Source organism: Mycobacterium sp. 1465703.0 (assembly GCF_001672975.1).
In the GTDB taxonomy this organism is placed as follows: Bacteria; Actinomycetota; Actinomycetes; order Mycobacteriales; family Mycobacteriaceae; genus Mycobacterium.
The window spans coordinates 122,326-141,415 of the sequence record NZ_LZKU01000238.1 but is presented as its reverse complement, the minus strand read 5'-3'; the positions used below and the strand labels follow the sequence as shown (position 1 = coordinate 141,415).

Genomic DNA, 19,090 nt, shown 5'->3' with positions numbered 1-19,090 from the left:
TTGGAACGTGAGCCGGTGACAGGAAATTCCTAGGGACTTGGCACACAAAAAGTCGGCGCGGATGCCGCACCGTTGTTCCACGATACCTGGTAAATCCGCATCACCAAAATCGCTGTCGGCGGAATGCGGCCCGCCTTCCCGCCCTCCCACAGGGCCGCTGACGAGCGCATACTTAACGCCGATGACACACCCATCAGGCCCGTCCGCTGCTGAGGTCGCCGGCTTGGCAAGCCAGCAGCGCAAACCTGTCATGCTGACCGTCGACGACGATCCCTCGGTCTCCCGGGCCGTCGCCCGCGACCTGCGCCGCCACTACGGCGAGGAACACCGGATCGTGCGCGCGGAATCCGGGCCGGACGCCCTGGGCACGCTCAAGGAGCTCAAACTGCGCGGCGAGACGGTTGCGGTGCTGATCGCCGACTATCGGATGCCGAAGATGAGCGGCATCGAGTTCCTCGAGCAGGCGATGGACCTGTATCCGGCGGCGCGCCGGGTGCTGCTGACCGCCTACGCCGACACGCACGCCGCCATCGACGCGATCAACGTCGTCGACCTGGACCACTATCTGCTCAAGCCGTGGGATCCCCCGGAGGAGAAGTTCTACCCCGTCATCGACGGGCTGCTGGACGCCTGGCGGGCCGCACCCGAGCACCCGATTCCGCACACCAAGGTGATCGGGCACCGCTGGTCGGCGCGATCCTGGCAGGTCCGCGACTTCCTGGCCCGCAACGGCCTGTACTACACCTGGTTCATGGCCGACGATCCCGCCGGCGAGCGGCTGCTCACCGCGGCCGGTGAGGACGGCCTGCGGCTGCCGGTGGTGGTCACCCAGCGGGGCGACACCCTGGTCGAACCCACCGATGCGCAGCTGGCCGAGACGCTGGGGCTGACCACCACGCCGTCGCAGGAGTTCTACGACCTGATCGTCGTCGGCGGCGGGCCCGCGGGCCTGGCCGCGGCCGTGTACGGCGCCTCCGAAGGGCTGCGCACGGTGCTCATCGAGCACATTGCGACGGGCGGTCAGGCCGGACAGAGCTCGCGTATCGAGAATTATCTGGGCTTCCCGGACGGGGTGTCGGGTGGCCAGCTGGCCGACCGGGCACGGCGGCAGGCGGAGAAGTTCGGCGCCGAACTGATCACCGCCCGCAAGGCCACCGCGCTCGAGGTGAACGGATCCAAGCGCACCGTGCGGTTCGCCGACGGCGGCTCGATCGACGCGCACGCGGTCATCCTGGCCACCGGAGTCTCCTATCGCCAGCTGCAGGCCGAGGGCTGCACCGAGCTGACCGGCTGCGGCGTCTACTACGGCGCGGCCGTCTCGGTGGCCTCGGATTGTGAAGACGAAGAGGTCTACGTGGTCGGCGGGGCCAACTCGGCCGGCCAGGCAGCCATGTACCTGTCCCGGACGGCCAAGTCGGTCAACATCGTGGTGCGTGGCCCGTCGCTGGAGGCGTCGATGTCCTACTACCTGATCCAGCAGATCGAAGCGAACCCCAAGATCAACGTGCTGACCTGTACCGAGGTGCAGCGCGCCAGCGGCGACGGCCACCTGGAGCAGCTGACGCTGGTCAACAACAGGACCGGTAAAACAGAGGACGTCACCTGCGGCCGGATGTTCATCTTCATCGGGGCCGCCCCGCGCACCGACTGGCTGGACGGGGTGCTGGCCCGTGACGACCACGGCTTCATCCTGACCGGGCCGGACCTGCGCAACGTGTGCGGCTGGACGCTGGATCGCCCGCCGCATCATCTGGAAACCAGCGTGCCCGGCGTGTTCGCCACCGGCGACGTGCGCGCCACGTCCGCCAAACGGGTCGCCGCCGCGGTCGGCGAAGGGTCGATGGCCGTGATGCTCGTGCACCGATACCTGGCCGAGAGCTAGGAGAAGCATGACCGCCGCCGAATCGATGGCCGAGAAAATGCCCTGCTCGCCTGACGAGCTGCGCAGCCTGTTCCTGTTCGAGGCGCTGACCGACGACCAGCTCGCGGTGCTGTGCAGCAACGGGCACATCCAGCACTACGAGCCGGGTCCGATCTGCGTCGAAGGCGAACCGGCGACTTGCTTCTACGTCCTCATCGACGGGGAGCTGACCATGACCAAGCTCTCCGGCGGACAGGACATCGAGACCAACCGGACCTCGCAGCGCGGGGTGTACTGCGGGGCCTGGCGGGCGTTCACCGGCGGGAAGCAGAAGAACTACGACGCCTCGGTGCACGTCACCAAGCCGTCGCGGTTCTTCGTGATGGACGCACCGGTCTTCGCCCAGTTCATGCGGGACCAGTTTCCGATGGCGGTGCATCTGCTCGACGGCATCGCCGTCGGCACCGACCGCACCCGCCGGATCATCGACAACCGGGAGAAGCTGCTGGCCCTGGGCCGGTTGTCGGCCGGACTGACGCATCAGCTGAACAATCCGGCGGCGGCGATCTCCCGCTCCGCGGCGGATCTGCGCGAACGGGTGGCCAATATGCGGCACAAGCTGGCCATGCTCGCCGACGGCACCATCTCGGCCGAGGCGCTCAGCGCCCTGGTGCGGTTTCAGGAGAGGGTCGCCGAGCAGGTCGCCAAGTCGGCTGCTCCGGGAGGGGGGCAGCACCTGAGCGCGATGGAGACCTCCGATCGCGAGGACGCCATCGGCGACTGGCTGGAGGACCACGGCATCGACGGCGGATGGGACATCGCACCGACGTTCGTCGAGGGCGGCATCGACACCGACTGGCTGGAGCGGATTTCCACGGTCACCGACGAACTCGCGTCCACATCGCTGGAGCAGGCGATCCGATGGATCAACTACACCATCGAGAGCGAGCTGCTGATGAACCAGATCCTGGAAGCGAGCAAACGGATTTCGGCGTTGGTCGCCGACGCCAAGCAGTATTCGCAGCTGGATCGGGCCCCGTTCCAGGTGACCAATGTGCACGATCTGCTGCGCAGCACGCTGGTGATGTTCGCCGACCGGTTGACCAAAGACGCGGGCAAGGACACCGTCATCACGGTGGCCAAGGACTTCGACCAAACCCTTCCCGAAATCCCTTGCTACCCAGGTGATCTCAATCAGGTATGGACCAATATCATCGACAATGCGATCGCGGCGATGCGCGATACCGGTGGCACGCTGACAATCCGCACCTGCCGGGAAGGCGACAACCTGGCGCGCATCGAAATCTGTGACACCGGGCCGGGGATACCCGAGGACGTGCGCGAGCACATCTTCGAGCCGTTCTTCACCACCAAGCCATTCGGCGAAGGCACCGGTCTGGGCCTGGACCTGGCGTTCAACATCGTGGTGAAGAAGCACCGCGGAGATCTGCGAGTGGAGTCCGTGCCGGGCGACACCCGGTTCATCGTGCTGCTGCCGCTCACGGCGCCCGCCGCCGATATCGCCGCCACCGAGCTCGACGATGCCGATGAGGATGTAGCCGACCCGGAATAGAGCTTGCCGAGCGCAGGTTGGGAAAGCCATGACCGATGCAGCAAGCAAGCCCGATCTCGGCCGGTTCGGATCCTTCGGACGCGGCGTCACACCGCAACAAGCCAAGGACATCGAGGCGCTGGGCTACGGCGCAGTCTGGGTGGGCGGTTCACCGCCGGCCGAGCTGGCCTGGGTCGAGCCCCTTCTGGAAGCGACCACCACGTTGCAAGTGGGTACCGGCATCGTCAACATCTGGACCGCAGCCGCCAAGCCGGTGGCCGAATCCTTCCACCGCATCGACAAGGCCTACCCGGGCCGGTTCCTGCTGGGCATCGGCGTCGGCCATCCCGAGGCGCACACCGAGTACCGCAAGCCCTACGACGCCCTGGCCGAATACCTGCAGCAGCTCGACGACTACGGCGTGCCCGCCAATCGCCGCGTGGTGGCTGCGCTGGGGCCGCGCGTGCTCAAGCTGTCCGCACAGCGCTCCGCCGGGGCGCACCCCTACCTGACCACCCCCGAACACACCGCGCAGGCCCGCGAGCTGATCGGGCCGTCGGCTTTCCTGGCCCCCGAACACAAGGTGGTCCTGACCACCGACGCCGAGAAGGCCCGGGCGGTCGGCCGCAAGGCGCTCGACGTGTATTTCAATCTCGCCAACTACCGAAACAATTGGAAGCGGCTGGGTTTCACCGAGGACGAAGTCACCCGGCCTGGTAGCGACCGCCTGGTGGACGCGGTGGTGGCCTATGGCACCGTGGACCAGATCGCGGCCCGACTCAACGAGCATCTGGACGCCGGCGCCGATCACGTGCCCGTGCAGGTCCTGACGAAGGATGAAAACCTGGTCTCGGCGCTGGCCGAACTGGCGGGGCCGCTGGGGTTGAAGCAGTCCTGAGAGCCTAGGGGGAGCCAGATGACCGGAGCAGTCTCACTCAAGCCCGAGCTCGGCCGGTTCGGCGTATGGCTGCCCACCAGGTCCATCTCCCCCGAATTGGCCGCGGGCATCGAATCGCTGCGCTACGGCGCCGCTTGGATTGGTGGATCACCGGACGCGGATCTGTCCTGGGCCGACCCGGCCCTGGCGCAGACGACGTCGTTGCAGCTGGCCACCGGCATCGTCAACATCTGGTCGGCACCTGCCCCGGCCGTCGCCGAGTCCTTCCACCGGATCGAATCCGGCCACCCGGGAAGGTTTTTGCTGGGTGTCGGGGTGGGCCACCCTGAGCACACCCAGCAATACGTCAAGCCGTACGACGCCCTGGTGTCCTATCTGGACGAACTCGACGCGTCGCTGGTGCCGACCAGCCGCCGGGTCATCGCGGCGCTCGGGCCGCGGGTGTTAGGACTCGCGGCGCAGCGCAGCGCCGGCGCGCACCCGTATCTGACCACGCCCGAACACACCGCCAAGGCCCGCGACTTACTGGGCGGCGCAGTGTTTTTGGCGCCCGAGCACAAGGTGGTGCTCACCACCGACGCCGAGAAGGCCCGCGCGATCGGCCGTCAGACCGTCGAGTTCTACCTGGGCCTGAGCAACTATGTGAACAATTGGCTGCGGCTGGGGTTCACCGAGGCCGACGTGCGCAAGCCCGGCAGCGACAGGCTGATCGACGCGGTGGTCGCTTACGGCACTCCGGAGGACATTGCGCGGCGGCTGGGTGAACATCTGGAGGCCGGAGCCGACCATGTGGCGATCCAGGTGCTCGGTGGCCATGACGAGGAAACGCTGTTACCAGCGCTAAGTGAATTGGCCGGACCGCTAGGGGTAACTCCCGCGAACTGACCAATCGGCTCAGTTAGGGTTTGGGCATGCGGTTACTGGTCACCGGCGGCGCTGGATTCATCGGCGCCAATTTCGTGCACAGCACGGTCCGCGAGCACCCCGAGGATTTCGTGACGGTGCTCGACGCGATGACCTATGCGGGTCGGCGCGAGTCGCTGACCGATGTCGAGGACTCCATCAGCCTGGTGGTCGGCGACATCGCCGACGCCGAGCTGGTGTCGCAACTGGTCGCCGAATCCGACGCGGTGGTGCATTTCGCCGCCGAGAGCCACGTCGACAACGCGCTGGACAGCCCCGAACCGTTCCTGCACACCAACGTGGTCGGCACCTACACCATCCTCGAAGCGGTGCGCCGTTACGATGTGCGGCTGCACCATATTTCGACCGACGAGGTGTACGGCGACCTGGAGCTCGACGACCCCCAGCGATTCACCGAGGCGACCCCCTACAACCCGTCGAGTCCGTATTCGGCGACCAAAGCCGCCGCCGACATGCTGGTGCGAGCCTGGGTGCGCTCGTATGGGGTGCGCGCGACGATCTCGAACTGCTCCAACAATTATGGGCCGTACCAGCACGTCGAGAAGTTCATCCCGCGCCAGATCACCAATGTGCTCACCGGGCGGCGGCCCAAGCTGTACGGCACCGGCGCCAACGTCCGTGATTGGATCCATGTCGACGACCACAACAGCGCGGTCCGGCGCATTCTGGACAAGGGCGAAATCGGGCGCACCTACCTGATCAGCTCCGAAGGCGAGCGCGACAACCTGACCGTGCTGCGCACGCTGCTGCGGATGATGGGCCACGATCCCGACGACTTCGACCACGTCACCGACCGGGTCGGCCACGATTTGCGTTACGCCATCGACCCGTCGACGCTGTACGACGAATTATGTTGGGCGCCAAAGCACACCGACTTCGAGGAGGGACTGCGTGCAACCATTGACTGGTATCACGCAAACGAGTCGTGGTGGCGACCGTTGAAAGACGCCTCGGAAGCCCGCTACGAAGAGCGTGGACAGTAGCGTGAAGGTTCGCGAGCTGAAAATCCCCGGCGCCTGGGAGGTCACCCCCACCGTTCACGGCGATTCGCGCGGCCATTTCTTCGAATGGCTCACCGACAAGGGCTTCAGCTCCTTCGCCGGCCATCGGTTGGACGTCCGGCAGGCCAATTGCTCGGTATCGGCGGCCGGCGTGTTACGCGGATTGCATTTCGCCCAGGTGCCGCCGAGCCAGGCCAAATATGTGACCTGCGTGAGGGGTTCGGTGTTCGACGTAGTCGTCGACATCCGGGTGGGTTCGCCGACCTTCGGGCAGTGGGATTCGGTGTTGCTCGACGACTCCGATCACCGCACGATCTATCTGTCCGAAGGGCTTGGGCATGGCTTTTTGGCCCTGGAAGACAATTCGACGGTGATGTATTTGTGCTCGGCGGAATACAACCCGCAGCGCGAGCACACCATTTGCGCCACCGATCCGGCGCTGGCCATCGACTGGCCACTGGTGGACGGCGCCGCGCCCCACTTATCCGACCGTGATGCCGCGGCACCGAGCTTCGAAGAAGTGCGCGCCGCCGGCCTGCTGCCGACCTGGGAAGAGACGCAGGCGTTCGTTGAGAGTATGCGTGGTTGAGCGCGAAGCGCCCGCCTCGTCCAGAGATGTTCTCAGGCGCGGCAATTGGCTGGATACACTGGCAAAGCCCAACCGATCAATGCAAACGCGGCGGTTGCCATCCAACCATTTCGTTTGACGGATATACATAGTCTGCGTTTTGCAGTCGCCGCATTCATCAAAGACCTTTAGGGGCTCTCTTTCTCGCTGCGGTCACGCTAAGATAGCGCCGATGATGCCGATGATGCCCTGTTTGGAGGGCGAGAAGCGCCGATGAAACTCGGGCAGGTGTTCGATCCGCGAAGTAACGCGCTAAATGCGTGGCGGTTAGCACTTGCGGCCGAGGTCATCTTTTGGCACGCCTATCCGGTTCGGGGTCATCTGCCATCGCTGCGGGCCGTTCTTCAGCTTCTCCTTTCTGCTGGCGTTGACGGGTTCTTTGCGATCTCGGGGTTCCTCATCACCGCGAGTTGGCTGAGCAACCCGAAACTGCGTGAATACCTCGCCGCCCGAGCCCTGCGCATCCTGCCCGGATACTACGTCTGCATGATCGTGACAGCTTTCGTATTCGCCCCGGTGAGTGTGGCGATTCAAGGCGGTTCGGCAGCCAAGCTGTTGTTCTCATTCGCACCCTTCGAGTACGTCCTGAAAAACGCCGCGGTCTTGTGGCTCAAGCCCGACGTTGGTGGAACTCCGCACAACATCCCCAATGCGGGCATCTGGAACGCTTCGCTGTGGTCACTCTTCTGGGAAGTGATGTGCTATCTGGTTGTTGCCGCCATCGGCCTGGCCGGACTGGCCAACCGCAGGTGGGTTTCCCCGGCGATACTCGTGGTGGCGGCCATCGGGGCTTCCATGATGCCCCCCGTCACCTTCCCCGAGGTGTTCAATCGGCCGACAGGCAACGCGGGCCTGGTCATCATCTTCATGGCATGCCGGGCCGCGATCATGTTTGCGGCCGGAGCGCTGCTCTATCAGTGGCGGGACGTCATTCCCGCTCGCTGGTCGCTGGTGGCGGTGAGTGTGGTCATCGTGCTGTTGGCCGGCCAACTGCCGGATTACCGGGTGGTCGCCGCCGTTCCGCTGGCCTACGCCGTCGTCGTGTCCGGGTCCCTGCTGCACAACAGGCGTTTGAGGTTACGCACGGACCTGTCCTATGGCATGTACATCTACGCGTATCCGACGCAGCAGCTGCTGGCCGTCCTCGGGCTGCTCAGCCTCAATCCGATCATCTTCTGCCTTAGCGTGGCGGTGGCCACCCTGCCGCTCGCCGCGGCAAGCTGGTTCCTGATCGAAAAACCGGCGAGATCGCTGAAATCGCGTTTCAAACGGCAGTCCACCACCTCCCGAGAGCAAGCGGCGGTCGTCTTGCCTCCGGAGGTCTCCGGTGCCGCGTAGCGGCGATCACTGCATGACGCGACCCCCGGCAAACGATCGTCGGGCAGCGACCTGACCAAAACCACCGCCCGCGTCAATTCATCGCCTTCGGCCGATACGATGGCGGCGATGATGCGCGGCGCACACGGGGCGGAGGGTGGATGAAGCTAGGTCAGGTGTTCGATCCGCGAAGAAATGCGCTCAACGCGCTTCGATTGGTGCTGGCCGCCGAGGTCATGCTGTTTCATTCTTGGCCTGCCACAGGCCACATGCCGCCGAAGTCGACCTTGCAGCTTTTTTTCTCGGTGGGTGTGGACGGTTTTTTCGCTATCTCCGGTTTCCTCATCACCAGGAGTTGGATCACCGATCCGCGACTGCGCGACTACCTGACCGCTCGTGGCCTTCGTATCCTCCCCGGCTTCTACATCTGCTTGATTGTGACCGCGTTTGCCTTCGCGCCGCTCAGTGTGGCGATCCAGGGCGGTTCGGCGGCCAAGCTGCTCGGGTCCGCCGCGCCGCTCGAATACATCTTCAAAAACAGCGCGGTGGCCTATCTGCAGCCCACTATCGGCGGAACACTGCACGGTGTGCCGGGCGGGCCCGCGTGGAATGGTTCGATGTGGTCGTTGATCTGGGAACTGTTGTGCTATCTCGCCGTTGCCGGTATCGGTGTAGCAGGGCTGGCGAATCGCCGATGGGTTTCGCTCGCCATCTTGGTGCCCGCGACACTGCTCGCAACGCAATTACCGCCGCTGACTTTCCCAGGGGCATGGACCATCCCGCAACTGGCTGTCCGTGCGGCCATCATGTTTGCGGCCGGAGCCGTCATCTATCAGTGGAAAGATGTGATTCCCGCCCGCTGGTCACTCGTCGCGGTCTGCTTGGTCATCGTATTGGCGGCCGGTCGACTGCCCGATTACCGCGTGGTCGGCGCCCTCCCGCTGGCTTACGCGGTCATCGTGTCCGGTGCCCTGCTGAAGAACAAGCGCCTGCGCCTACGGACCGACCTGTCCTATGGCGTCTACATCTACGCCTTTCCAATCCAACAACTGTTGGCCGTCAGTGGGTTTGCTGGTCTACCTCCCGCGGTGTTCTTTCTCTGTGCGGTGGCAGCCACCCTGCCGCTGGCCGCGGCAAGCTGGTTCCTGGTCGAAAAGCCCGCAATGTCGCTCAAGCGCCGGCTACGGCGCAAGTGGAACGCTCCCGTCGCCTCGAGCTCCGACGAGGTCGGCCCCATCGACACAGCCGACGCCCTTGCTGACCGGTCTCCCGCGGACTCTCACGATTAACTGAAAACGACCACCGGCGCGCCCGCCTTATTGCTGAAGGGGCTGAAGGGCCGCCTTCCGAGGAGCAGGATAGCGCCTAGTCACCAGCACACCCGTCCACAACGCCACCGTGAGCAGTTCAGCGCCGACGCTGACGGCCGCGTACGGTTTTGGGTCCCAGCCGCGTTCGGAAAAGCCGAACAGGCCGATCGTTCTCGACGCGGCGAACGCGACCAGCGAACCTGCCGCCAGCGCGGCCGCCGCCCAACGCAGCCACCCGGGTCCGCCGATCAGGATCAGCAGCGCGATCGCGAACGAAACGCTGGCCTGGATTATGAACGCCGTGCCGATGGCCGGAACATGTTGGTAGCCATGCACATACAGGTAGGCGTGGCTGGCGGCGCTGATGGTCAGCGAGGCGGCGAGGCCGAGCCGGACCAGGATGCTCGTCAAAGTCATTGCAGTGTTTGCTCCTTCAATGCCAAGGCCGCCACTCCCCTGGTGTAGCTGACCTCACGGATGCCCAGCGCGTCGCGCAGCTTGCCGGCCGGTAGGGTGACCGGCTTGGGCGCCGGCCCGTCGCCGGGGTGCGGCAGCGGGTACGCGGTGGTGGTGCCGCTGTAGAACGTGACGTTGTCTTCGGTTTTCGAGAACAATTGGTGGACATGGCCGTTGAGGCAGGTGACCGACGAGAACCGGCGCAGGTAGCTCAGCGCCTGGGTGGCGTCGTCGGTGCCCCAGCCCCATTGCGGGTACATGGCGAACAACGGGATGTGGCTGAATACGATGATGGGCGTATCGCTGGACAGACGAGCGACGTCCTTTTTGACGAAGTCCAGCTGGTCGGCACCAAGATGTCCGAGCTTGCGAAGGTTCAACGTGTTGATCAGCGCGATCAGGTGCACACCGGCGATGTCCAGGCTGTACCACCCGTCCCCGACGGATCCCGCGCCGAATACGTTTCGGTACTTCTGTCCCGCGTCGTCGACCGAGTCGTGTTCTCCGGGCACGGTGAACACCTGTGGTGTCTTGAGGCCACTCATCATCTGCTTCACCTGGTCGAACTGCTCCGGGCTGGACAGGTGGGTGAGGTCGCCGGTGTGAATGACGAAATCCGGTGTGTAGCCCAGGTTGTTGACCTGATCGATCGCGTGCCCGAACGTTGCCGCGACGTCGGGGTTGGGCGCACCGGTGAAACCGAGGTGGCTGTCGCTGATTTGGGCGAATCGCAGAGTGGGCCGCCCCGCCGTGTGCTGAGCCCGCGCGTCACCGGCGACATGTGAGATAACCTCGCCGCCGGCCACGGCGAATCCGACCGCCGCCCCGAACCATGCGGTATGCCGGATGAGCTGGCGGCGAGTCATGGCGTTCGCGTCGGCATTCATCCCGTCACCACCACGGTTCCGCGCATCATCGGGTGGATCGAGCAGACGTAGTCGAAAGTCCCTGCGGTGGAAAAGGTGTGGGCGAAGGTCGCTCCCGTTCCCATGCCGGGTGAGTGAAACGAGCCGTCACTAGCGGCCACGGTGTGGGGTTCTTCGTCGCGGTTGGTCCAGGTGACGGTGGTCCCGGCACCGACCGTCAAGCTGGCGGGCTCGAACGCGAAGCCGTCGATGATCACCTGGTTGGGTCCGGCCGGCCGTGCCGGCGCGGTTATCGACGACTCGGTCGTGGGTGCGGCGCTGGTGGCCACGGGCTTCGCCCCCGAGCAACCGGCCAACAGCAACACACCCACGGCCAGCACCACCGGTTTTCGGAGCATGGGGATATCCATGCCCTGAGATAGGGCGGTGGGTTACACGAGTCAGGCCGGCCGTTCTGGGCGCGGCGGTGCGAACACCTCGATGGCGCCGTTGACTTCGCGAACCATCAATGCGGGCAATGGTTTTGGCGCGATCGGTAACTGGTGGGTCAGTACCCGCCCGCTGGGTGAGAACGACGTGGTGTGGCACGGACAGCGCAGGGTGTCGTCGGGTGCGTCGAACCACAGCTTGCAGCCCTGATGGGTGCAGACCCCGGAGATCGCCTGGACTTTGCCGTCGACGCGGCGGACGAATCCGGCCACCGAGCCCAGGTCGAAGGCGTGCATGGCCCCGTCGGGTACTTCCGAGCCGGCCGCGACCCGCTGCCAGCTGCCGTCGTTCGGAGTCAGTTGTCCGGCCGCGACGTCGGGAGGACTCTCTTTGCCGGACTGACCGGTGATCAGGGTGCGATCGACGGAGACCGCGGCGACCGCCGCAGTGGCCGCGGCCGACGTGCCGACGATCACCTGGCGACGCGTGCTGCCGCGTCTCGGCGCCGTTTCCGTTGGCGCCCCGGACATCTGCTCGGCGAGACGATGGTGCAAGTCGGTGAGGAATTCCGGTCGCGGCGCGTCATCGCCGGGGCGAGCCGCGCGCAGTTCAATGGCGGTCCGCAGCTGCGCCGCCTCGAAGTCGTCCGGCGCGAACGGCCTGGGCCGGCGACCCCGCAACAGATCGTCGACATATCGTCGCAATCCTCGCGCATTCATGCCTGGTCTCCCTCATTGACCTGCGCCGCCAGCCGCAGCGCGCGGTGCTGGAGCACTTTTGCATTGGCCACGCTGATCCCGAGCTCCGCGGCTGACTCCTTGATCGAATTGCCCTGCAGGAAACGTGATTCCAAGATCTGTCGATAACGATCCGGCAGGCTGTCCAGCACCCGGGCAACGCGTTGTGGCGCGGTGCTGATCGCGTCCTGGCTGTCGGCTGGTTGTTCGATGTCCTCGATCGAGGTTATCTCTCGTCCTAACGTCTCGCGCCAGTGCGCGGCCAGCACCGTCCTGGCCGTGGCCCGCAGGTAGGCGCGCACCTCGGCGGCGCTCGCGGTCAGCCGCAACGGCCGCAGCGCGGCCAGGAAAACTTCGGCGGTGAGGTCTTCGGCGTCCGTCCGGTTCCCGACGCGGGCGAACAGCGTGCGGTACACCCAGGTCACGTTGTCGGAATACACGGCTTCCCAGTTCGGGTAGCCGGTTAAGCCACTGTCATGGCCACTGTCGGGCACCGCGCGCAGGGGTCGCGGGCCGACGGGTTCGTTTCTTGCCGCCACATGCCTCCTTCACCCGATGAATATCGGCTCGGGTTACACGGGTCAGGGCGCAGCGACTGCGGCCTCGGCGACCATGAACTGGTCGAGCTTGGTGGCGGTGGCCGAGAACACGGCCATGGTCCAGTGCCCACCGGGGGCATGGTGGCGGTCCACCACCACCACGCGGGCCTGCGTCTCAGAGACCAGCGTGTCGATGAACGCCATCCCCATGGCGCCCGCGCCGACCACCAGGTAGTCGGCCTCGATGGTGTGCATACAGCTGTCAGGCTAGACCGGCGATCACCTTGCCAAGGGTGGAACCGGGTTACTAGGATATGCAAGTATCCGCTTAAGCGCGTCAACCACACTCGAGGGCCCCATGACCACACAGATTCCGCACTTCATCGATGGGCGGCGCACCGCCGGCCAGTCCGGCCGCACCGCCGACGTCTTCGACCCCAGCACCGGGGGTGTCCAGGCGACCGTGCCGATGGCCGGCCAGGCCGACATCGATGCCGCCGTCGCCTCAGCCGTCGAGGCCCAAAAAGGTTGGGCTGCAACCAATCCCCAGCGTCGCGCGCGAGTGATGATGCGCTTCATCGAGCTGGTCAACCAGCACAACGACGAGCTGGCCGAGCTACTGTCCCGCGAGCACGGCAAGACGCTGGCCGACGCCAAGGGTGACATCCAGCGCGGCATCGAGGTCATCGAGTTCTGCCTCGGCATCCCGCACCTGCTCAAGGGCGAGTACAGCGAAGGCGCCGGACCCGGCATCGACGTCTACTCGCTGCGCCAGCCGCTGGGCGTGGTCGCCGGCATCACCCCGTTCAACTTCCCGGCGATGATCCCGCTGTGGAAGGCCGGCCCGGCGTTGGCCTGCGGCAACGCGTTCGTGCTCAAGCCCAGCGAGCGTGACCCGTCGGTCCCGGTGCGGCTGGCCGAACTGTTCGGAGAAGCAGGCCTGCCGGCCGGCGTGTTCCAGGTGGTGCACGGCGACAAGGAGGCCGTCGACGCGATCCTGAACCACCCCGACATCCAGGCGGTCGGCTTCGTCGGCAGCTCCGACATCGCCCAGTACATCTACGCCGGGGCCGCGGCCACCGGCAAGCGCTCGCAGTGCTTCGGCGGCGCCAAGAACCACATGATCGTGATGCCCGACGCCGACCTGGATCAGGCCGTCGACGCTCTGATCGGCGCCGGGTACGGCAGCGCCGGTGAACGTTGCATGGCGATCAGCGTCGCTGTCCCGGTCGGCGACCAGACCGCCGACCGGCTGCGCGGCCGGCTCATCGAGCGGATCAACAACCTGCGCGTGGGCCACAGCCTGGACCCCAAGGCCGACTACGGCCCGCTGGTGACCGAGGCCGCCGTGACACGGGTGCGCGACTACATCGCCCAGGGCGTCGACGCGGGTGCCGAACTGGTCATCGACGGTCGCGAACGCACCAGTGACGACCTGACTTTCGGTGACGCCAACCTCGAAGGCGGTTTCTTCATCGGGCCCACCCTGTTCGACCACGTCACCCCCGACATGTCGATCTACACCGACGAGATCTTCGGGCCGGTGCTGTGCATCGTGCGCGCGCACGACTACGAGGAGGCGCTGCGGCTGCCGTCCGAACACGAATACGGCAATGGCGTGGCGGTTTTCACCCGCGACGGCGACGCGGCCCGCGACTTCGTCTCCCGGGTGCAGGTCGGCATGGTCGGTGTCAACGTGCCGATCCCGGTGCCGGTGGCCTACCACACCTTCGGCGGCTGGAAGCGTTCCGGCTTCGGCGACCTCAACCAGCATGGCCCCTCGTCGATCATGTTCTACACCAAGACCAAGACCGTGACGTCGCGCTGGCCGTCCGGCATCAAGGACGGCGCCGAGTTCGTCATTCCCACAATGGATTAAGGGTCGACTGGTTATGGCTTCATTTACCCTCAACGACGACGAACGGGTGATCACCGAGACCGCTGCCGCGTTCGCCGCCAAGCGCCTCGCCCCGTACGCCCTGGAATGGGATGCGGCCAAACATTTTCCGGTCGACGTGCTCCGTGAATCGGCCGAACTCGGCATGGCGGCGATCTACTGCCGCGAGGACGTCGGCGGCAGCGGACTGCGCCGGCTGGACGGTGTCCGCATCTTCGAACAGTTGGCCATCGCCGACCCCACCACCGCCGCGTTCCTGTCCATTCACAACATGTGCGCGTGGATGATCGACAGCTTCGGCACCCCCGAGCAGCGCAAGCTGTGGGTGCCCCGGCTGGCGGCGATGGACGTCATCGCCAGCTACTGCCTCACCGAGCCCGGTGCCGGCTCCGACGCCAGCGCACTGAGCACCCGCGCGGTCAAACAGGGCACCGACTATGTGCTCGACGGCGTCAAGCAGTTCATCTCCGGCGCGGGAGCCTCGGACGTCTACGTGGTGATGGCCAGAACCGGCAGCGAGGGCCCGCGCGGCATATCGGCCTTCGTCGTCGAAAAGGACACTCCCGGACTAAGTTTCGGCTCGCATGAAGAGAAGATGGGCTGGCACGCCCAACCCACCGCGCAGGTGATCCTGGACGGGGTTCGGGTGCCCGCCGACGCGATGCTGGGCGGCACCGACGGCGAGGGCGCCGGATTCGGCATCGCGATGAAGGGCCTCAACGGCGGTCGGCTCAACATCGCCGCGTGCTCGCTCGGCGGCGCCCAGGCCGCCTCGGACAAGGCGGGAGCCTACGTTCGCGATCGGCAGGCGTTCGGGTCCTCGCTGCTCGACGAGCCCACCATCCGGTTCACCCTGGCCGACATGGCTACCGGCCTCGAGACATCGCGAATGATGTTGTGGCGGGCCGCCAATGCGTTGGACGACGACGACCCCGACAAGGTCGAGTTGTGCGCCATGGCCAAGCGGTACGTCACCGACACCTGCTTCGAGGTCGCCGACAAAGCCCTGCAGCTGCACGGCGGCTACGGTTATCTGCGCGAGTATGGTCTGGAAAAGATCGTCCGCGACCTGCGGGTGCACCGAATCCTGGAAGGGACCAACGAGATCATGCGAGTGGTCATCGGCCGGGCCGAAGCCGCGCGGTTCCGCGCAACCGCATAGAAAGGTCTTGCAGATGACCGAGCACCTGACGGTGGCTTTCCTGGGGCTGGGCAACATGGGCGCGCCGATGGCGACGAATCTTGTTGCCGCCAAACATGCGGTGCGCGGATTCGACCCGGTGCCCGCGGCGCTGTCCGCAGCGGTCTCGGCCGGAGTCACCGGATTCGACAGCGCCACCGGCGCCGTGGCCGGCGCGGACGTGGTTATCACCATGCTGCCCAACGGTGAGTTGGTGAAACGCTGCTACGCCGAGATTCTGCCCGCCGCGCGAGCCGGCGCGCTGTTCATCGACAGCTCCACGATCTCGGTCAACGATGCCCGCGAGGTTCATCAGCTGGCGGAGTCGAGCGGCGTCGCACAGCTGGACGCGCCCGTCTCGGGCGGGGTCAAGGGTGCCGTCGCTGGAACGTTGGCATTCATGGTGGGCGGTGACGACGCGGCGCTGCAACGGGCCCGGCCGGTGCTGGAACCCATGGCGGGCAAGATCATTCACTGCGGCGCGGCCGGGGCGGGCCAGGCCGCCAAGGTGTGCAACAACATGGTGCTGGCGGTGCAGCAGATCGCGATCGGCGAGGCGTTCCTGCTGGCCGAGAAGCTCGGCTTGTCCGCGCAGTCCCTGTTCGACGTCATCACCGGGGCGACCGGCAACTGTTGGGCCGTCCACACCAATTGCCCTGTCCCCGGCCCGGTCCCGACATCGCCGGCCAACAATGACTTCAAGCCGGGTTTCGCTACCGCGTTGATGAACAAGGACCTGGGGCTGGCGATGGACGCGGTGTCCTCCAGCGGTTCGGCGGCACCGCTGGGCACACATGCCGCTGAGATTTACGCGAAATTCGCTGCCGACCACGCCGATAAGGACTTCAGCGCGGTCATCGAGATGCTCCGCGGCAGCTGAGCGGGCCTGAAAGTCAGAAGTCGCCGGTGTTGCGGCGCAACGTTTCGATGCAGGACGCCAGCTCCTGCGATTCGGCGTCGGTCATCCCGATGTCGGCGAACACCTGCTTGTTGAGCGTGACGGTGGCGTCCTCGACCGTGGACCGGCCCAGGTCGGTGATCTGCACCAGCGTGGTGCGCCCGTCGGTAGGGTGGGGCACCCGCTCAACCAGCCCGTCGGCCTCCAGCCGGCGGATCGCATGGGTCACGCTGGTGACATGGACCTGCAGCCGGTCGGAGGCCTTGGTGATGGGCAACGCGCCGGTCCGGCTGAACGCCAGCAGCCGCAGCAATTCGTATCGCGAGAAGCTCAGGTCATAAGGCCGCAGCGCCGTCTCGACCCGGGCCAGCAGGATCTGGTGCGCGCGCATCACCGAGGTCACCGCGACCATGCCCGGCGTCACGTCACCCCACCCGGCGCGTTCCCAGTTGGCGCGCGCCGCGGCGATCGGATCACGTTTCTGCGGTCGTGATTCAGCCACGCCCCTTCTTACCGCACTTAGCGGCCGAGCGGGGACTTTCGCAGCGTCGACAGCACCGCCGCCGTCGACGCACGGCCGCCCACGGTAATCCGTGCGCCACCGTCGGCGTAACACCGCACCCGCGGCCCGCTGTCGCCGAAAACCTCGCGCCACGGCCGACACTGCCTACCGCTGGCAGGCAGATACATGAAATTCGCGTGCGTATCGGTCGTTTTTATCCCCATTGCATTCAGCCGCATCCGGAGATAGCGGCGTTCGGCAGTGATCAACCGGATCCGGCGCAGCAGTTGGTCTTCCGCGTCATAGGACGCCGCCACCGCAAGCAGACTGGTGATCGCGATGCCGAACGGCAGTTGTTGGGACCACAGCGTCTGCGCCAGCTCGTCGGATGCCACCGCATACCCGATTCGCAGCCCCGCCAGACCGTAGGCTTTGGAGAAGGTCCGCACCACCACCACGTTGGGGAAGTGCGTGACCAATGCCGCTACGTCGAAATGGTTCTGGGGTGCGGTGAACTCGATATACGCCTCGTCGAGCAGGACCACGGTGTCGCGGGGCACCCGGCGCAGGAACCGGATGACGTCGGCGGTGGATTCCAGCGTGCCGGTGGGGTTGTGCGGCCGGCACAGCACCACCACTCGGGCGCCCGCGGCCGCATCGGCCAGCGCATCGAGGTCGTTGTGGCCGTGTTCGTCCAGCGGAACGAGCGCCGAGTTCAGCCGCGCCATCTGCGCGACGATCGGATAACCGTCGAAGGTCGGTGATGCCATCGCCATCGTGTCACCCGGGCAGGTCAGTGCCTGCAGGGCTTGCAACACCACACCCGTCGCCCCGGCACCCAGCACCACCCGGTCGGCGGACACACCGATATGTGCGGCGATCAAGTCGCGCAATCGCTGCGGCAGAAATTCCGGGTACCGGTTCGCCGCACGGACAGAGTGAATCAACGCCGAACGCACCGCCGGCAGCGGCGGAAAGGGATTCTCGTTGAGCGACAGGGCAAAAGGATCGACCGTGTCGGGCAACGCATCGCGGATCTCGTCGGCCATCAGGCCCAAGACGGGTTGCATCAGCCGCGCCCGCCCCAGCACACCGCGGCGGCGCCGGCGAAGTCACCCGCGTGCGCGAACGCCGCCATCATCACCACTTCCCCGCCCTTGAGCTGGCCGTCGGTGATCGCGCGGTCCAGGTTGATCGGGATCCCGGCGCCGAACAGATTGCCGCACTCATCGAATGTGTCGCGATGGCGTTGCGGGGGCACCTCGAGCGCATCACGCCAATTGCGCAGAAACGCCCTGTTCGGCTGGTTGGTGACCAGCAAGTCGATGTCTTTGGCGTCCAACCCGATTCGATCGCACACCGCGAGCGCCACTTCGGGGACCTGCCGGTTGCCGCGGGCCAGCACCTTGGTGAGCTTGCTTTCGGTGAAGCCGATGCTGCCCTCGCCGGGGCCGGCCTGCCACCACTTGCGCGGCGGGTCGTAGGACAGCGCCATCTCACCGGCATACTCACCGTAGGTGCGGCATTCGATATCCAGAATGGGCGACTGGTCGCCAACCGTGACCAGTCCCACCGCGGCGCCGTCGCCGGGCACTGCCGATTGGGCCTTGCGGCGGATTGTCGGTTGGTCGAAGAATTGGCCGGCCGCGTTCTGCGCGATAGCGATGAGCGCGGTGTGCCCTTCGCCCGCCGACAACAATTTTCGGGCGACGTTGAGCGCCAACACAAATGCGGCACAGCCACCATTATTGAGGTCGAGCACCCAGGACGGCCGCATGCCCAGCCGGTGCGCGATGGCGCCGCCCTGCCCGTAGAACGCCATGTCGGGTACCTGAGTATGGGTGATCAGCACGTCGGCGCCTTCGATGACGTCGTGGCCGTGCCGCCGGATCAGGTCGTGGGCCGCACGTTCGATCATGTCGACAGAGCTCTCGTCCGCGGCGACGTGGTGGCGGAACTTCGGAGCGCGGAACATCACGTTGTCACGCAGGTCGTCGGATTCGGCGAATTGCGCGTAATAATCGGCGGGGATCGGTTCGCCCGGCAGATACGTCGCGACGTCGATCAGGCTGACGTTGGGCTTATCCATGCTGCG

At 65.8% G+C, this 19,090-nt stretch carries 19 protein-coding genes and 1 pseudogene; 11 read left to right on the top strand and 9 right to left on the bottom strand.

Going from position 1 to position 19,090, the window contains the following annotated elements; genetic code table 11:
• The first annotated feature begins 181 nt into the window (after window positions 1-181).
• From A5625_RS22930 to A5625_RS22895, 8 genes are all read left to right on the top strand, one after another.
• A complete protein-coding gene (locus A5625_RS22930) occupies window positions 182-1,882 on the top strand; it encodes an FAD-dependent oxidoreductase (RefSeq protein WP_197516190.1) in 1,701 nt (566 codons plus the stop codon).
• Between the two features lie 7 nt (window positions 1,883-1,889).
• On the top strand, window positions 1,890-3,434 hold the full coding sequence (locus A5625_RS22925; protein WP_082984516.1) for an ATP-binding protein: 1,545 nt from the start codon (window positions 1,890-1,892) through the stop codon (window positions 3,432-3,434).
• 28 nt (window positions 3,435-3,462) lie between these two features.
• Window positions 3,463-4,311 (top strand): LLM class F420-dependent oxidoreductase, encoded by an 849-nt coding sequence (locus tag A5625_RS22920; protein WP_066999452.1) that lies wholly within the window; start codon window positions 3,463-3,465, stop codon window positions 4,309-4,311.
• Window positions 4,312-4,329: 18 nt separating this feature from the next.
• A complete protein-coding gene (locus tag A5625_RS22915; RefSeq protein ID WP_066999449.1) occupies window positions 4,330-5,196 on the top strand; it encodes an LLM class F420-dependent oxidoreductase in 867 nt (288 codons plus the stop codon).
• A gap of 26 nt (window positions 5,197-5,222) precedes the next feature.
• Window positions 5,223-6,218: a dTDP-glucose 4,6-dehydratase gene (gene rfbB, locus A5625_RS22910; protein WP_066999446.1), complete on the top strand. Its 996-nt coding sequence runs from the start codon at window positions 5,223-5,225 to the stop codon at window positions 6,216-6,218.
• A gap of 1 nt (window position 6,219) precedes the next feature.
• The gene (gene rfbC / locus A5625_RS22905) at window positions 6,220-6,825 is read left to right on the top strand and encodes a dTDP-4-dehydrorhamnose 3,5-epimerase (RefSeq protein WP_066999583.1); all 606 of its coding nucleotides are present in this window, start codon (window positions 6,220-6,222) and stop codon (window positions 6,823-6,825) included.
• A gap of 252 nt (window positions 6,826-7,077) precedes the next feature.
• Window positions 7,078-8,202 (top strand): acyltransferase, encoded by a 1,125-nt coding sequence (locus tag A5625_RS22900; protein WP_066999443.1) that lies wholly within the window; start codon window positions 7,078-7,080, stop codon window positions 8,200-8,202.
• A gap of 140 nt (window positions 8,203-8,342) precedes the next feature.
• Window positions 8,343-9,470, top strand: coding sequence for an acyltransferase (locus A5625_RS22895; protein ID WP_066999441.1), 1,128 nt, complete (start codon window positions 8,343-8,345; stop codon window positions 9,468-9,470).
• A 27-nt stretch (window positions 9,471-9,497) separates the two neighbouring features.
• Here A5625_RS22895 and A5625_RS22890 read toward each other — a convergent pair whose 3' ends face one another.
• The 6 genes and pseudogenes from A5625_RS22890 to A5625_RS22865 form a co-directional block, all read right to left on the bottom strand.
• Window positions 9,498-9,908, bottom strand: coding sequence for a hypothetical protein (locus tag A5625_RS22890; protein ID WP_066999438.1), 411 nt, complete (start codon window positions 9,906-9,908; stop codon window positions 9,498-9,500).
• Complete coding sequence (locus A5625_RS22885; protein ID WP_066999435.1) at window positions 9,905-10,834, bottom strand: metallophosphoesterase; 930 nt, start codon at window positions 10,832-10,834, stop codon at window positions 9,905-9,907. The genes A5625_RS22890 and A5625_RS22885 overlap by 4 nt, the downstream gene beginning before the upstream one ends.
• Entirely contained in the window at window positions 10,831-11,211 is a 381-nt protein-coding gene (locus A5625_RS22880) for a cupredoxin family copper-binding protein (protein ID WP_066999579.1), read from the bottom strand. The genes A5625_RS22885 and A5625_RS22880 overlap by 4 nt, the downstream gene beginning before the upstream one ends.
• 42 nt (window positions 11,212-11,253) lie before the next feature.
• On the bottom strand, window positions 11,254-11,961 hold the full coding sequence (locus A5625_RS22875; RefSeq protein ID WP_066999432.1) for a Rieske (2Fe-2S) protein: 708 nt from the start codon (window positions 11,959-11,961) through the stop codon (window positions 11,254-11,256).
• Window positions 11,958-12,518, bottom strand: a complete 561-nt coding sequence (locus A5625_RS22870) for an RNA polymerase sigma factor (RefSeq protein ID WP_066999429.1) — start codon at window positions 12,516-12,518, stop codon at window positions 11,958-11,960. Before A5625_RS22870 ends, A5625_RS22875 begins: the two co-directional genes overlap by 4 nt.
• A 111-nt stretch (window positions 12,519-12,629) precedes the next feature.
• Window positions 12,630-12,773: pseudogene (locus tag A5625_RS22865) on the bottom strand (NAD(P)-binding protein); the annotation flags it as partial.
• 103 nt (window positions 12,774-12,876) lie between these two features.
• On the opposite strand from A5625_RS22865, the gene A5625_RS22860 reads away from it, so the two are divergent.
• From A5625_RS22860 to mmsB, 3 genes are read left to right on the top strand one after another with little or no spacing between them, the layout of a single operon-like run.
• Window positions 12,877-14,397: a CoA-acylating methylmalonate-semialdehyde dehydrogenase gene (locus A5625_RS22860; RefSeq protein WP_066999424.1), complete on the top strand. Its 1,521-nt coding sequence runs from the start codon at window positions 12,877-12,879 to the stop codon at window positions 14,395-14,397.
• Between the two features lie 13 nt (window positions 14,398-14,410).
• Window positions 14,411-15,577, top strand: coding sequence for an isobutyryl-CoA dehydrogenase (locus A5625_RS22855; RefSeq protein ID WP_066999421.1), 1,167 nt, complete (start codon window positions 14,411-14,413; stop codon window positions 15,575-15,577).
• 13 nt (window positions 15,578-15,590) lie between these two features.
• Window positions 15,591-16,475 (top strand): 3-hydroxyisobutyrate dehydrogenase, encoded by an 885-nt coding sequence (gene mmsB, locus A5625_RS22850; protein WP_066999418.1) that lies wholly within the window; start codon window positions 15,591-15,593, stop codon window positions 16,473-16,475.
• 13 nt (window positions 16,476-16,488) lie between these two features.
• Here mmsB and A5625_RS22845 read toward each other — a convergent pair whose 3' ends face one another.
• Genes A5625_RS22845 through A5625_RS22835 form a run of 3 tightly spaced genes read right to left on the bottom strand, consistent with a single transcriptional unit; the run spans window position 16,489 to window position 19,084 of the window.
• Window positions 16,489-16,995, bottom strand: a complete 507-nt coding sequence (locus tag A5625_RS22845; protein ID WP_066999414.1) for a MarR family winged helix-turn-helix transcriptional regulator — start codon at window positions 16,993-16,995, stop codon at window positions 16,489-16,491.
• 17 nt (window positions 16,996-17,012) lie between these two features.
• A complete protein-coding gene (locus tag A5625_RS22840; RefSeq protein ID WP_066999577.1) occupies window positions 17,013-18,065 on the bottom strand; it encodes a histidinol-phosphate transaminase in 1,053 nt (350 codons plus the stop codon).
• Window positions 18,065-19,084, bottom strand: coding sequence for a 3-oxoacyl-ACP synthase III family protein (locus A5625_RS22835; RefSeq protein WP_066999411.1), 1,020 nt, complete (start codon window positions 19,082-19,084; stop codon window positions 18,065-18,067). The genes A5625_RS22840 and A5625_RS22835 overlap by 1 nt, the downstream gene beginning before the upstream one ends.
• Window positions 19,085-19,090: the final 6 nt, after the last annotated feature.

Bases quoted from the DNA above. Each gene is read 5' to 3' on its own strand.
- rfbB (WP_066999446.1), top strand. From the start codon at position 5,223: ATGCGGTTACTGGTCACCGGCGGCGCTGGATTCATCGGCGCCAATTTC.
- A5625_RS22860 (WP_066999424.1), top strand. From the start codon at position 12,877: ATGACCACACAGATTCCGCACTTCATCGATGGGCGGCGCACCGCCGGC.
- A5625_RS22875 (WP_066999432.1), bottom strand. From the start codon at position 11,961: ATGAATGCGCGAGGATTGCGACGATATGTCGACGATCTGTTGCGGGGT.
- A5625_RS22885 (WP_066999435.1), bottom strand. From the start codon at position 10,834: ATGAATGCCGACGCGAACGCCATGACTCGCCGCCAGCTCATCCGGCAT.
- A5625_RS22895 (WP_066999441.1), top strand. From the start codon at position 8,343: ATGAAGCTAGGTCAGGTGTTCGATCCGCGAAGAAATGCGCTCAACGCG.
- A5625_RS22920 (WP_066999452.1), top strand. From the start codon at position 3,463: ATGACCGATGCAGCAAGCAAGCCCGATCTCGGCCGGTTCGGATCCTTC.
- A5625_RS22880 (WP_066999579.1), bottom strand. From the start codon at position 11,211: ATGCTCCGAAAACCGGTGGTGCTGGCCGTGGGTGTGTTGCTGTTGGCC.
- A5625_RS22840 (WP_066999577.1), bottom strand. From the start codon at position 18,065: ATGCAACCCGTCTTGGGCCTGATGGCCGACGAGATCCGCGATGCGTTG.
- A5625_RS22925 (WP_082984516.1), top strand. From the start codon at position 1,890: ATGACCGCCGCCGAATCGATGGCCGAGAAAATGCCCTGCTCGCCTGAC.
- A5625_RS22915 (WP_066999449.1), top strand. From the start codon at position 4,330: ATGACCGGAGCAGTCTCACTCAAGCCCGAGCTCGGCCGGTTCGGCGTA.
- A5625_RS22900 (WP_066999443.1), top strand. From the start codon at position 7,078: ATGAAACTCGGGCAGGTGTTCGATCCGCGAAGTAACGCGCTAAATGCG.
- A5625_RS22835 (WP_066999411.1), bottom strand. From the start codon at position 19,084: ATGGATAAGCCCAACGTCAGCCTGATCGACGTCGCGACGTATCTGCCG.
- A5625_RS22890 (WP_066999438.1), bottom strand. From the start codon at position 9,908: ATGACTTTGACGAGCATCCTGGTCCGGCTCGGCCTCGCCGCCTCGCTG.
- A5625_RS22855 (WP_066999421.1), top strand. From the start codon at position 14,411: ATGGCTTCATTTACCCTCAACGACGACGAACGGGTGATCACCGAGACC.
- A5625_RS22930 (WP_197516190.1), top strand. From the start codon at position 182: ATGACACACCCATCAGGCCCGTCCGCTGCTGAGGTCGCCGGCTTGGCA.
- mmsB (WP_066999418.1), top strand. From the start codon at position 15,591: ATGACCGAGCACCTGACGGTGGCTTTCCTGGGGCTGGGCAACATGGGC.